11 protein-coding genes are annotated in these 13,162 nt (G+C 63.0%); 5 read left to right on the top strand and 6 right to left on the bottom strand.

Translation table 11 applies throughout. The features are described from left to right. Positions 1-8: 8 nt before the first annotated feature. The 4 genes from ACFFP0_RS03510 to murA all read right to left on the bottom strand — a co-directional run bounded on the left by ACFFP0_RS03510 (position 9) and on the right by murA (position 4,857). Positions 9-1,532, bottom strand: coding sequence for an ABC transporter substrate-binding protein (locus tag ACFFP0_RS03510; protein ID WP_377256296.1), 1,524 nt, complete (start codon positions 1,530-1,532; stop codon positions 9-11). A gap of 81 nt (positions 1,533-1,613) precedes the next feature. Then, positions 1,614-2,537 carry an N-acetylmuramic acid 6-phosphate etherase gene (gene murQ, locus ACFFP0_RS03505; protein WP_377256294.1) on the bottom strand — a complete coding sequence of 308 codons (924 nt, stop codon included), beginning with the start codon at positions 2,535-2,537 and terminating at the stop codon, positions 1,614-1,616. A gap of 182 nt (positions 2,538-2,719) precedes the next feature. Next, on the bottom strand, positions 2,720-3,604 hold the full coding sequence (locus ACFFP0_RS03500; protein ID WP_377256291.1) for a glucosamine kinase nucleotide-binding domain-containing protein: 885 nt from the start codon (positions 3,602-3,604) through the stop codon (positions 2,720-2,722). Continuing rightward, positions 3,601-4,857: a UDP-N-acetylglucosamine 1-carboxyvinyltransferase gene (murA, locus tag ACFFP0_RS03495; RefSeq protein ID WP_377256287.1), complete on the bottom strand. Its 1,257-nt coding sequence runs from the start codon at positions 4,855-4,857 to the stop codon at positions 3,601-3,603. The genes ACFFP0_RS03500 and murA overlap by 4 nt, the downstream gene beginning before the upstream one ends. A 231-nt stretch (positions 4,858-5,088) precedes the next feature. Between murA and ACFFP0_RS03490 the strand changes: the two genes are divergently transcribed. Beyond that, complete coding sequence (locus ACFFP0_RS03490) at positions 5,089-5,940, top strand: MurR/RpiR family transcriptional regulator (protein WP_377256283.1); 852 nt, start codon at positions 5,089-5,091, stop codon at positions 5,938-5,940. A 25-nt stretch (positions 5,941-5,965) separates the two neighbouring features. Here ACFFP0_RS03490 and ACFFP0_RS03485 read toward each other — a convergent pair whose 3' ends face one another. After that, the gene (locus ACFFP0_RS03485; protein ID WP_377256281.1) at positions 5,966-6,832 is read right to left on the bottom strand and encodes a 2-dehydro-3-deoxygalactonokinase; all 867 of its coding nucleotides are present in this window, start codon (positions 6,830-6,832) and stop codon (positions 5,966-5,968) included. A 12-nt stretch (positions 6,833-6,844) separates the two neighbouring features. Further along, positions 6,845-7,996, bottom strand: a complete 1,152-nt coding sequence (locus ACFFP0_RS03480; RefSeq protein WP_377256278.1) for a mandelate racemase/muconate lactonizing enzyme family protein — start codon at positions 7,994-7,996, stop codon at positions 6,845-6,847. A gap of 99 nt (positions 7,997-8,095) precedes the next feature. Between ACFFP0_RS03480 and ACFFP0_RS03475 the strand changes: the two genes are divergently transcribed. The 4 genes from ACFFP0_RS03475 to ACFFP0_RS03460 all read left to right on the top strand — a co-directional run bounded on the left by ACFFP0_RS03475 (position 8,096) and on the right by ACFFP0_RS03460 (position 13,155). Beyond that, positions 8,096-9,862 (top strand): SMP-30/gluconolactonase/LRE family protein, encoded by a 1,767-nt coding sequence (locus tag ACFFP0_RS03475; protein ID WP_377256275.1) that lies wholly within the window; start codon positions 8,096-8,098, stop codon positions 9,860-9,862. 38 nt (positions 9,863-9,900) lie between these two features. Then, complete coding sequence (locus ACFFP0_RS03470) at positions 9,901-10,995, top strand: ABC transporter ATP-binding protein (protein WP_377256272.1); 1,095 nt, start codon at positions 9,901-9,903, stop codon at positions 10,993-10,995. After that, the gene (locus ACFFP0_RS03465; protein WP_377256269.1) at positions 10,992-11,798 is read left to right on the top strand and encodes an SDR family NAD(P)-dependent oxidoreductase; all 807 of its coding nucleotides are present in this window, start codon (positions 10,992-10,994) and stop codon (positions 11,796-11,798) included. Before ACFFP0_RS03470 ends, ACFFP0_RS03465 begins: the two co-directional genes overlap by 4 nt. Before the next feature lie 85 nt (positions 11,799-11,883). Next, entirely contained in the window at positions 11,884-13,155 is a 1,272-nt protein-coding gene (locus ACFFP0_RS03460) for an ABC transporter substrate-binding protein (RefSeq protein WP_377256266.1), read from the top strand. Positions 13,156-13,162: the final 7 nt, after the last annotated feature.

The following is a 13,162-nucleotide window of genomic DNA, read 5'->3' as shown; positions in this document are numbered from 1 at the left end:
GGCAGGCGTCACTGCTGCAGGGTGACCTTGCTCAGGCCGAACAGCGAACCTTCCGGCGTCGGTGTGAAGCCCTGAACATTCTTCTGCTGCGCGGTGTAGCTGTAGGACGTGTAGAGCCAGACCCAGGGCGAGACTTCGACGATGTGTTTTTCGAAATCGGAGAAGATCGCCTTCCGCTTGGCGGGATCGGTCTCGACGCGGCCCTTCTGCATCAGGCTGTCGAGCGTGTCGTCGATATAGTTCGCGACCTTCTGGAGGTTGCCGGTCTTGGTCCAGTAGCGGTTATACATGGAGTAGGGGTCGGCACGGCCGCCGTTCAGCGCCACCGCCATGTCGAAATCGCCCTTCAGCCAGGCGTCCACATAGACGTTCAGCTCCATCATCTTGATGTCGAGCTTGACGCCGATTTCGGCGAGCTGCGACTGGATGACCTGCGCTTCGGCCGCAGCGGTCGCCGGTTCGCCGTTGGCGGCGATGACGGTGGCCGAGAAGCTGTTCGCGAAGCCCGCATCCGCCATCAGCTTCTTCGCCTTGGCGACATCGCGTTTGTAGCAGAAGAGGGTGCCGGCGTCGTTCGTATAGCCGGGCATGGTGAGAGGGCCGGTGACCTTGCCTTCGCCGACCGAGGCCGTGTCCAGCACGTCCTGACGATCGATGGCGCAGGAGATCGCCTGGCGTACGGCGAGATTGTCCATCGGCTTGCGGGAAGGGTTCATCTGCAGAACATGGTAGGCGAGAACCGGCGTGCGGTTGAGCACGAGACTTGCTTCCCTGGGGACGAGCGTGGCGACCAGCGGATCGTTGATGAGTGCGAAATCGATCTGCTTGGTGCGCAGGGCGGCCAGGATAGCGGTCTCGTCGGGCAGGACGCTGATGTCTATGCCGTCAACCGCGATCTTGCCGCCCGCCCAGTCCTTGTTGGCGGAGAGGACCTCCTTGGAGTTCGGCTCCCACTTGTCGAGCTTGAAGGGCCCTGAACCGAGCGCCTTGGTGCCGACCGTGCCGGCGGCGATTTCCGCCGCCGGGACGATTGCGGCGTTGATGCTCGCCATGGCCGTCAGAAGCGGCACGTCCGGCTGCGACAGCTTGAAGACGACGGTCTTGTCGTCCGGCGTTTCGATCGAAGCGATCGAAAGGAAGTTGGCGCGCGCTGCTGCTGCCGTCTTTTCGTCGAGAATGCGCTCGAAGGACGCCTTGACGTCGGCCGGCGTCACCGGTTTGCCGTCCTGGAACTTGGCATTCGGGTTGAGCTTGAAGGTCAGCTGCTTGGCGTCGGCGGAAAATTCCCACGATGCCGCGACGGCCGGGGTGATCTGCAGGTCCTTGTCGAACCGGACGAGCGGCTCATAGACCAGTTCCAGCAGCCGGATCGAGGAAAACGCCGTCTGCTTGTGCGGATCGAGGCCGGTGGCGTCCTGTTTCCAGGCCATGCGCAGCGTGGCTGCCGAAGCCGGGGCGGCGATGATTGCGGTGCCGAGAGCCGCAGCAAGCGTAATCCCGGTCACGAACCTTGTCGAAAAATGCCTTCCCATTTCAATTCTCCCTCTGATTGATATCCGTTTGCCCTTCGATCCGGCCGCTTTGGCGGGGCCTGGACCGGTCATTCCGCAGCTTTACGCTGTCTTCCCACTAATCGCTTTCCGAAGGAAGCCTCCGGCATTGTCGAGCGCGGTGCGTGCGGCGTCGACATCCATTCCGGTCAGCCCGACCAGGATAGCAAGCTTGACGTAGTTGTCCGTCAGGTCGAGCAGGCGCCGTGCCTCTTCGGCGTTGCAGCCGGTCGCCTGCATGATGATCCGGGCGGAGCGGGCGAGGAGTTTCTGGTTGCTCACATGCAGATCCACCATCAGGTTCTGGTAGGTCTTGCCGATGCGGATCATGCTTGCCGTCGTCAGCATGTTGAGCACGAGTTTCTGCGCCGTGCCGGATTTCAGCCGGGTCGAGCCGGTCAGGATTTCCGGGCCGACAACCGGCGAAATGGCGATATCGGCAATCGCCGCGATGACCGATTCCGGATTGCAGGAGAGGGCGACGGTCTTCGCTCCGGTTTCCCTCGCATAGTTGAGCGCGCCGATGACATAGGGCGTGCGGCCGCTCACGGCGATGCCGACGACGACATCATCCGCCGTCAGCCCGATATCGACCAGCGCCTGTCGCCCCTGTTGCGGATCGTCCTCCGCACCTTCGATCGCATGCATCAGGGCATCGGTGCCGCCGGCGATCAGGCCGACCACCATGCCTTCCGGCACGCTGAAGGTCGGCGGGCATTCGGATGCGTCGAGCACGCCGAGCCGTCCGCTGGTGCCGGCGCCGATATAGATCAGCCGCGCGCCTTTCCGGAATGCCGCTACGATCCCTTCCACCGCTTGCGCGATTGCGGGAATTACCTTTTCGACGGCGGCAGGGACGCCCTTGTCTTCCTCGTTGATCTCGCGAAGCACATCGATCGCCGGCAGGAGGTCGATATCCATGGAACGGGGATTGCGACCTTCCGAGACGAGTCTCTCCAGTTCCGATATCAGTCGTGCGTCCGTCATCGCCCTGCTTTCGAAATCGGGCTAAGGCGCAGCTTCGACGATCTTTGCATCACGCGACCTCCTCCTTGCCATCCGTTATGTGTTTGCAAAAGGGTTAGGATTATCCATTCCAGGAGTCAACCCATATTTGGAATATATTATTCCAAACTGGGTGGCAGAACTTGCTGTCCTATCCTGGAGGATCAACGCGTTGCGGCAGCCTTGCGGGCAAGAATGATCGCGCCTGATACCGCATCGCCATCCGCGGGTTTCAGGCGGCGGCGGACATCGGGGGCGAGCCAAGGTTCGAGCGGGGAGGAGAGCCCTCCGAGAAGCGTCACACGGGGAGCGCCCTGATCGAAAAGCGTGCGTACCAGTGTGTCTATCTGCTCGGCTGCCGCCTGGACGATACGGCGGCCGACGGAATCGCCCTGATCCGCATGGCGCATCACCATCGGGGCAAGCGCCGCATAATCCGTCGCCGAGGATCGGTCCATCCAGGCGACCGCTTCCATCGGATCGTTCTGGAAGCGTTGCATGACCTCGGTCAGGAGGGCCGTCTTTTCCATGCGGCCGTCATTGGCACGAAGCGCCAGCTGGACCGCCTTCAACCCCAGATCGGCGCCGCTGCCTTCGTCCGAAATGGGGAAGCCATAACCGCCGATGCGCAGGTCTTTGCCTTCCACAAAGCCCAATCCGATCGAGCCGGTGCCGGCGATGACAATCGCGCCGTCCCGGCCCGAATGAGCTCCGAGGCACGCGCTCATGCCATCGTTTACGAAATTCAGGCTGGCAAAGGGATGCGGGATCGCTTTCAGGGCCTCGAACGCGGCCTTGCGGCTGGCGCCGGCAAGGCCGATGCCCACATGGACGCGGCCGATGTCATCGGGCTTCAATCCGGCCTCGTCGAGTGCGGCGTTGAAGGCGCGCGAGATGGAGGCCCAGGCTTCTTCTATGCCCAGCCGCGTGGTGGCGGGGCCGGAAAGACCCTGTCCCAGCACCGCGCCGGGACCATCTTCGATACGGGCGCGGCATCCCGTGCCGCCGCCGTCCACGCCCAGGAAGAATTGCGGGCTGCCCGTCGTCATTCGCTCAACCGTTCGATATTCGCGCCGCAAAGGCGGAGTTTGCGGTCGAGCTGCTCGTAACCCCGGTCGAGATGATAGACCCGGTTGACGACCGTCTCGCCCCTGGCCGCGAGCCCTGCCAGGACGAGGGAAACGGACGCGCGCAGATCGGTCGCCATCACTTGAGCGCCTTTCAGGGGCGCGCCGCCGCGCACCAGCGCGGTCGTGCCCTGCAGCGAAATATTGGCGCCGAGCCGCATCAGTTCCGGCACATGCATGAAACGGCTTTCGAACACGGTCTCGCGGATCAGCGAAGCGCCTTCCGCGCAGGCTGCCAGCGCCGTGAACTGCGCCTGCAGGTCGGTCGGAAAGCCCGGATAAGGTTCGGTGGTGATATCGGCGGCCTTCAACGGGCCGTCGCGCGAAACGACGAGGCCGCGATCGCTCGGCCAGACGCTGACGCCCATGGCCTCCAATACCTGCACGACGGAAGCCATGTTCTCCAGCCGGGCATTGGTGAGTTCCAGCATGCCGCCGGTCATCGCCGCCGCGACCGCGTAGGTGCCTGCTTCGATACGGTCCGGAATGCCATGGTGTTTCGCCGGCTTCCAGGTCGTAGAACCCTCCACGAGGATGCGATGCGTACCGGCACCCTCGATCTGTGCGCCCATGGCCGTAAGGCAGGCCGCCAGGTCGGCGACCTCCGGCTCGCGCGCGGCATTCAGGATTTCCGTCTCGCCCTTGGCGGCGGTCGCCGCCATCATCGCAGTTTCCGTGGCGCCGACGGACGGCGAGGCGAGCACGACGCGCGCGCCCCGCAGGCCGTGCGGCGCCGCGGCAACGATCAGTCCGTTTTCGATCCCGATATCCGCGCCAAGCGCCGCAAGCGCCTTGATATGCATGTCGACGGGGCGCGCACCGATGGCGCATCCGCCGGGCAGCGAGACGCGGGCGTGGCCGAAACGGGCAAGCAGCGGCGCGAGCACCAGCACCGTGGCACGCATCTTGCGCACCGTATCGTAAGACGTTTCCTTGGAAACGATGGCTTTCGGGTCAATAATGGTGGCGTGGGTCGAGCGGGTGATTTCCGCGCCATGCAGACTGACGACCCCCAGCATGTTTTCGACATCGCTCACCTGGGGCAGATTGGTAAGCTCGACGGGATGGGGGCTGAGCAGTGTGGCCGCGATCTGCGGCAGGGCCGCATTCTTGGCGCCGGCAATGCTCACGGCGCCCTGGAGGCGGTGACCGCCGACGATTCGCAATCTGTCCATGACGAAAACCTGCCGAAAAGACGCGTGAACCCGATTCACATCGTATTCCTGCCAAAACTAAACTTCCCGAGGTTTCTGTCAATCATTTGGAATTTTTTATTCCCAAAAATGACATGATCCGTGGTAATTCATGATGTGAGGGGTGGAGGGGTGTTGCAGCAGAACGTCGCGATGATATCCTCCGCAGCCTGATGAAGTCGGGTCGGTATCGCGGAACTTCCGAAGGAACGCATGTCAGTCTTAAAGAAGATCAACGCGCAGCTTGAGGCCATGGCGCCTGCCGACCGGCAGATCGGCCAGTTCATTCTTGACAATCCGGACCAGATGCTGCGGCTTTCCTCCGCCGCGCTTGCCGCCGAGACGGGCCGCAGCCAGTCGAGCGTGGTGAAATTCAGCCAGAAGCTCGGTTTTGCCGGATATCAGGAGCTGAAGCTCGCGGTCAGCGAGGCGAAAGCGCAGGAATGGCATGCGCCACCCGGGATGATCCACGGAACGATCGAGGTGGGCGACAGCTATCTGACCATCCTGCAAAAGCTGATCGGCAGCAAGATGCAGTCGATGCAGCAGACGCTGGCGGTCAACAACGAGCCGGAGATCGAACGGGCGCTGACGGCGCTCGATGATGCGCGCCGCATCCATATGGCGGGCGTCGGCGCGTCTTCGCTGGTCGCGCGCGACTTTTCCTACAAGCTGATGAAGCTCGGTCGCAACGTATTGCACGATAGCGACAGCCATGTGCAGATGGCGAATGTCTCGACGCTCGGCAAGGACGACGTGCTTTTTGCGCTTTCCTATTCCGGCACCAGTATCGAGACCTTGCGGATCGCGGAGCTGGCGAAGGAGCGGGGGGCGACGGTGATCGCCGTGACGGGGCTCAACGGCAATCCCCTGATGCAGGCCGCGAATATCCGGCTCTATACTGTCGCGGACGAGGAGCGTGTCCGCTCCTCTTCGATTACGGTGCGCGACGCCCAGTTGATGCTGACGGACCTCCTGTTCATCCTGCTCGTCCAGCGCCAGCCGGACGCCAACGAATATGTCCATAACAGCGAGCTCGCAGTCTCGGTATTGAAGGCCAGGTGAGATCGATTCTCTCGCGTCCGTCTCGTCAGGAAGCCACGCGGTGGAAGCCGGTCGCGATATCGGGTAGAACTTGTGCGGCTTCTACCCCGAAAAGTTCGAGGGCGATCCGATATTTCCCGGCGAGCGCCGTATGGCCGATGATGTGGATCTGAGGGGATTCGCGGTCGCTCAGGGCCTCGCGTATCTCCGCGCCGATCATCAGGCCGGCAAGGTAATCGGCAATCTCTTCGGCTTGAAGCCGATCGAAAAGCACGAGGCTGCGGGCGGAAAATATGCGGGCGAGAATGCCGCCGGGCAGGCCGCTTTCGTCATAAGCCGTCAGGACGCCGCGGCGGAAGGCTGAGGGCCTTTCCTCGTAATCTGCCGGAATGAGCCGCGCAACAAGCGAATCCTTCTTGAGAAGGTTGAGGATTTCACCGGACATGTAGGTGGTAATGGCCGTGATGCTGCCAGCCTGCATCGTCACCCATTTCGCATGCGGACCGGGGAGGATGAAGAGACCGTCGGTTTCAGTCAGCCCGAAGAGCGACATTTCCTCGCCGCGCATCACGTCCGGCAGCGGTTTCGTCTGGGCGATGCCGGGCAGGAAGACCAGAGGCGGCAGGCCGTCGATCCGGTGCGTGACTGCCTGCGCGGCAAGGTCCCCGGGGCCGGCCGGCACCGGCGCAAAGGGGCTTTCAATCCAACCGTTGCGGCTGGTGATCATGCCCGAAAACAGGATTTTTCCGGCCTTTTCCGTCCAGTCGCCGAGTTCTTCGCGCAACGCCGCTTCGAAAGCGCCATTCGCAACCTTCGTCGTGCCGCGGTCGCTTCTTTTTTCTCCGAGTACTTTCTTTCCGTCCAGCAGGAGCGCGCGGAAGGCGGCGGAGGTCCATTCGATCGCAATATACATGGGAGAAACATCCTAGTAGGCGGGCTTGGTGGGGAACCAGTCGTCGCGTTCGGCATCGAGATAGGCTCCGGCGATGCGGTCGACCCGATATTGTTCGAGCCGCTCCAGGTCCACCTCGACGCCGAGGCCGGGACCTTCGGGCACCTGGAACCGTCCGTCTTTCAGGATAGGGGCATTGGGAGAGATATCGCCACCGAGATAGGCGCGCTCGGTGTCGATGGCGATCGACATATTGGGCAGCGAGGCGGCAAGGTGGATATAGGCCGATTGCGAAAGCGCCAGTTCGGCGCCGGAATGCAGCGTCACGGACATGCCGACCGCCTCGCAGATCGCCGCAGCCTTGATCGTCTGCCACAGCCCGCCCGCTTCATGCGGATCGAGCAGAACGACATCCGCCGCCTGGGCGCGAACGATATTGCCGACATCGGAAAGCGTATAGGCGCTTTCGTCCAGTGCGATCGGCACCGCGGAACGGGCGACCAGAGCCGCGTGACCGACGAGGTCGTCGAGCTCCAGCGGCTGCTCCACATAGGCGGGATCGAAGGGTTTCAGCTTTTCGAGCTGCCGCTTTGCGGTCGCCGGGTTCCAGGCGCCGTTGACGTCGAGCCGTAGCGGATGGTCGCCGATCACCTTGCGCGATGTTTCCGCCAGCGTGATATCGCTTCGTTCGTCGAAACCGATCTTCACCTTGAAGGTCGTGTAGCCGAGATCGAGGAACCGCCTGAGCCGTTCCGACAGGCCCTCCGGATCGTTGGTGAAGAGATAGGCGGCAGCCTCCACGTCGCTTCGCCAGCGTCCGCCCCATAGCGCGTAAAGCGGCAGGCAGGCCTGTTTGCCGAGCGCATCCCACATGGCCATCTCCAGGGCGCAGATCGCCATCACGGCGGCGCGCTTGTGATGATAGAAGCCCGCGCCGAGCACATGACGATGGAATCGCTCGGCATCCGCGACCGGATAGCCGATCGCGAGCGGCGCGACGATATCGGTGAACACCGCCGGCACGTTGGCGATCAGCGAGATCGTTTCGCCCCAGCCGATGATCCCCGCATCCGTCTCGATCCGGCAGATGAGTCGCGTCGTGCCGATCCGGCGGCCCGAACCCCATAAGATATCCTCGGTAAAGGGCATGCGGACCAGCCAATGATCCACTTTGGTAATACGCAAGATGTCCTCCCATGGGCGGCCCCGTGATTGGCCGCCTCAGTTTCACAGTTGACATGGAACTTAGTTCCAAGATAACTCTCTTGGCAAGAGCGGGGCGGCATGCTGCGGAGCAGCGACGAAAACAGCCGTCAGGGAGAGGTCATGGTCAAGGTGCAGTTGGAGACGCTCGACAAGGAGGTCGCGAACGATACGGGCGGAGTGCCCGGGGTTCAGGCGCTGACGCGCGGCATCCAGATCGTCGATGCGGTGGCGGCCGAAGCCCGGGGCCTGCGCTTCACCGAACTGCTCGACCAGACGCAATTGCCGAAGGGGACACTGCACCGCCTGCTGCAGGCGCTGGTGGACGAACGGCTGCTCGCCTTCGACATGCGCGATCAGGTCTACCGGCTGGCGCCGCGGCTTTTCCAGTGGGCGCACAAGGTCTGGGACAATTTCGACCTGCGCGGCGCGGCGGAGCCCGAATTGGCGCGGCTCCGAGACCTGACGGGCGAAGCGATCCGTCTCGGTGTGCTCGACGGCGACAGCATTCTTTATATCGACCAGCGGGAAGTGCCGCAGCCGCTTCGCCTCAACAACGGCGTCGGCTCGCGCGCCGCACCCCATGCGAGCGGCCTCGGCAAGGCGATCCTGGCGCATCTGCCGCTCGAAAAACGGCGGGCTTTGCTCGACGGCGCCGAACTGGAGCGCCTGACGCCCAATACGATCGTCAATCCGGAGGAGTTGGGCCGTCAGCTCGATCTTACCAAGGCGCGCGGCTACGCGGTCTCGGTGGATGAGCAGCATATCGGCATCTCCTCGGTCGCGGCCCCCGTCCTCAACCATCGCGGCGAGCCGATCGGTGCGATCGGCATCATCGGCCCGTCCTTCCGCCTGCCTGTCGACCGGTTGCACGCCTTCGGCCGCGACGTCATCGAAGCCGCGCGCCGTACCTCCGGCAATTATGGAGAATTCGCCATGTCGCTTGCGGTCAAGCCGCGTCCCCTCGGCCCCGATCGCGCCGACGTGCGTTGCGTCATACCGGCCAGCACCTTCCTCGGCGAGGGGCCGCACTGGTCGCCGGAGCACAGGAAGCTCTATTTCGTCGACATCCTGGCGCCGGCGGTTCATACCGGCGATCCGGTGCGGGGGACCTATGCCTCCATGCAGGTGCCGGAGCTGATCAGCTTCATCGTGCCGCGCTCCCGTGGCGGTTTCGTCGCTGCCATGCATGGGGAAATCCGTGGCATCGACCTTTCGAACGGCGATATCACGACGATTGCCCGTCCCGAGGCGGACCGTCCGGGCAACCGTTTCAACGACGGAAAATGCGACCGCCGTGGACGGCTTTGGGCCGGCACCCTGGCAATCGACACGACGCCGGACCAGGGACGGCTGTGGCGGATCGACCCCGATGGACGCGCGCGAGAGATGGATCGCGGTTTCCACGTTTCGAACGGTCTCGGCTGGAGCCCGGACGACCGCATCATGTATTTCATCGATACCAACCGCCAGACCATCTATGCCTATGATTTCGATATCGAAAGCGGCGAGATCGCCAACCGGCGGGCATTCATCGCCGTGCCGGAGGCGGAAGGCAAGCCGGACGGCATGACCGTCGACGTGGAAGGGTTCCTCTGGATCGCCCATTGGGACGGCTGGTGCGTCACCCGCTACGATCCCGAGGGCAAGGTCGAGCGCGTCGTGCACCTGCCGGTGCCGCGTCCGACGAGCTGCGTCTTCGGCGGGCCGGATATGCAGACACTGTTCGTCACCTCGGCGCGCATCCGGCTGTCGGCCGCGCAGCTTGGCGAAGCGCCGCTTTCCGGCAGCGTGTTTGCCATCGATACCGGCATCAGGGGGCTGCCTGCGCAGATGTTCGCAGGCTGAGGAGGATGACATGGGAAGGAATTTGGGAAGAGGAGCCCATGGCAAAGCTTGAGCTGAAAGACATCCGCAAATCCTTCGGCTCCGCCGAGGTGCTGAAAGGGATCGACCTGACGGTGGAGGACGGCGAATTCGTCGCCTTCGTCGGCCCGTCCGGCTGCGGAAAATCCACGCTTTTGCGTTTGATCTGCGGCCTTGACGAAATCACGTCCGGCCAGATGGCGATCGACGGAGAACTGGTCAACGACGTGCCGCCGGCCAAGCGCGGCATCGCCATGGTTTTCCAGTCCTATGCGCTTTATCCGCATATGACGGTCGCGGAAAACATGGGGTATGCCCTGCGTCTTGCCGGAACTCCGAAGGAGGAGATCGCTTCGCGCGTCGCGAAAGCCGCGGAGAAGCTGCGCATAGACGCCTATCTGGAGCGCAAGCCGCGTCAGCTTTCCGGCGGGCAGCGCCAGCGCGTCGCGATCGGCCGCGCCATCGTGCGCGAACCGCGTATCTTTCTGTTCGACGAGCCGCTGTCGAACCTCGATGCGGCCTTGCGCGTCGAGATGCGGATCGAGATCGCCCGCATGAAGGAGACGCTCGGCACGACGATGATCTACGTCACTCACGACCAGATCGAGGCGATGACGCTTGCCGACAAGATCGTCGTGCTGAATGCCGGCAAGGTCGAGCAGATCGGCTCGCCGCTTGATCTTTATAACAAGCCGGTCAACCGCTTCGTCGCAGGCTTTATCGGTTCGCCGAAGATGAACTTCCTGAAACTCGGTGCCAGGAAAGGCGAAGGCGTCTTCGCCGTGCCCGGCGGAGAGGTGCGTTTGCCACGCAATCTCTCCGCCGCACCGGCTGAGATCGGCATCCGGCCCGAGCATGTGGAACTCGTCAATCGCGGCGCTCCGGATTCTCTCGCCGGCATTGTCACCATCACCGAACACCTGGGCAGCGACACCTATGCCTATGTGGTGCTCGAAGGCTCCGAAGAGATGGTCGTCGTGCGGCTTTCCGGCGACCGGGCCGTCAGGCGCAACGAACCGATCGGCGTCCATGTCGATCCGGCCATGATCCATGTCTTTTCTGCCGATGGCTTGTCGCTGGCTTCCGCGCGCCCCGTCGCCCTGGAGGCCGCATGACCATCCATCCGGAACTCATCGAGAAGGTCCATGTCGAGGTCGCAAGATATCCGAGCCTCAGGGGCAAGGGCGTGCTGATCACCGGCGGCGGTTCCGGCATCGGCGCTTCGCTGGTCGAGCATTTTTGTGCGCAGGGCTGCAAGGTCGGTTTTCTCGAACTCAACGCCGATGCGGCGGACGAAACGGCTGAGGCCATCAGCGAAAGGACAGGTAACCGGCCATTTTGTCGTGCCGCCGACCTGCGCGATATCGACGCGCTGAAGGCCGGTATCGAGGCCTTGCGGTCCGAGATCGGGCCGATCCGGGTGCTGGTCAACAATGCGGGCAATGACGACCGCAGGCCGATCGAAGAGGTGACGCCGGACTATTGGGACGAGCGGTTCCAGACGAACCTGCGCCATCAATTCTTTGCGGTACAGGCGGTCGTGGCCGAGATGGCGGAGGCCGGCGGCGGGGCGATCATCAATATGGGGTCGATCTCCTGGATGCGCGGCGCGGCCGGCCTGATCTTCTACACGACCGCAAAATCCGCCGTCATGGGCATGACCAAGTCGCTTGCCCGCGAGCTTGGCGAACGGAACATCCGCGTCAACTCGATCGCGCCCGGCTGGGTGCTGACAGAACGTCAGGTGGAGCGGGCAAAACGCATCTATCAGGGCAAGTTTTCCGAATACCTCGAGGTGCAGTGCCTCAAGGAACATCTGCTGCCGCCCGATATCGCCCGCATGGCGCTCTTCCTGGCGGCGGATGATTCCCGCCTCGTCACGGCGCAGACATTCATCGTGGACGGAGGCGTCGTTTAAGGGAGTGAAAGCGGATCTGGCACTCGCCGCTTAACCTTTTCCGGTTTGAAACAGAGTTCCATCATCGTTTCGTTGGGAGGATATGATGAACAGCATAACCAGAATGATCGGGACTGCGGCCGTTGCGCTGGCCCTCGGTTCGGGCGGAGCCAAGGCTGCCGATTTGAGCTTCATGAGCTTCACCTATGCGGAAGAGGCCAACAAGGCGATCGTCCAGACGACCCTCGACGGCTTCAGCAAGGCTGAGGGGCTGACGGTCGAACCGCTTGGCTTCGCCTGGGGCGACATGCAGAAGAACATCTTCCTGCGCGCCCGGTCGAAAACCCTTCCGGATATCGCCCAGCTTTCCGAACGCTGGCTGCCGACCTTCGCGAGCCTCGACAGTCTCGTCGATCTGAATGCGGTCTATGGCAAGGACAAGCTCGAAGCGACCTTCGCGCCGGATGCGCTCGCCATGGGCAATATCAACGGCAAACAGCTCGCGCTGCCGCTGATCTCCGGCTCGATCGGCATGGTCGCCAACAAGGAAGTGCTGGCCAAGGCCGGTATCGCCGACGCGCCGAAGACTGTCGACGACTTCAGGAAAGCGCTCATTGCCGTGCGCGACAAGGTGCCGAATTCCGTTCCCTATACAATGGCCACCAAGAACAACGGTTCTATTCTGATCGACTTCATGGTCTGGAACTGGGTCCATGGCGGCCGGATCATCGATGATGGCGGCAAGGTCGTGGTCGACAGCCAACAGAGCCGTGACGCGCTGAATTTCATGGTGGGGCTGATGAAGGATCGCCTGGCGGCACCGGAAATCGACCGCCCGGATTCGCGCCGGCTGATGGGGCAGGGCGCCTCCGCCTTCTATCTCGACGCTCCGCAGACCCGCACCTTCCTGCGCGACTTTTCCGGCAAGGGGGAAGCCTTCGACGCCAACGTGCTGCCCATGCCGACCCCCGTGCTGAAGGCGGGCGACAAGCCGGTTTCGGTGCAGTGGGGCCATCTTCTGGTGCAGTTTTCCACCGGTGGCAAGGCCAAGGCGGCCGATCCGGCCGACAAGTTCCTGTCCTACATCACGTCGGATAAGGTGCAGACGGATTTTCCGTTGAAAATGAGTGCATTGCCGGTCACCAGATCCGCGCGCGAGGCGGTCGCCAGCGACGCCTATCTGAGGAACTGGTCGGCAGCGACGGGCGATTCACGCCGCAACGAGGTCGGCATCTGGTCGAACGCAGCCGAGCTGACGACGATTATCGGCGAGGAAGTACAGGGCGCGCTGCTCGGCCAGAAGTCGGCCGATGATGCGATCAAGTCCATGCAGGCGCGTCTGACGACCAGCATGGAGAAGGCGAAGAAGTCGGAATAGTGGGGCG

It is taken from the genome of Neorhizobium puerariae, from assembly GCF_042429745.1.
GTDB lineage: Bacteria > Pseudomonadota > Alphaproteobacteria > Rhizobiales > Rhizobiaceae > Neorhizobium > Neorhizobium puerariae.
The sequence above is the reverse complement of the archived record's forward strand: the minus strand, read 5'-3'. Positions and strand labels throughout refer to the sequence as shown.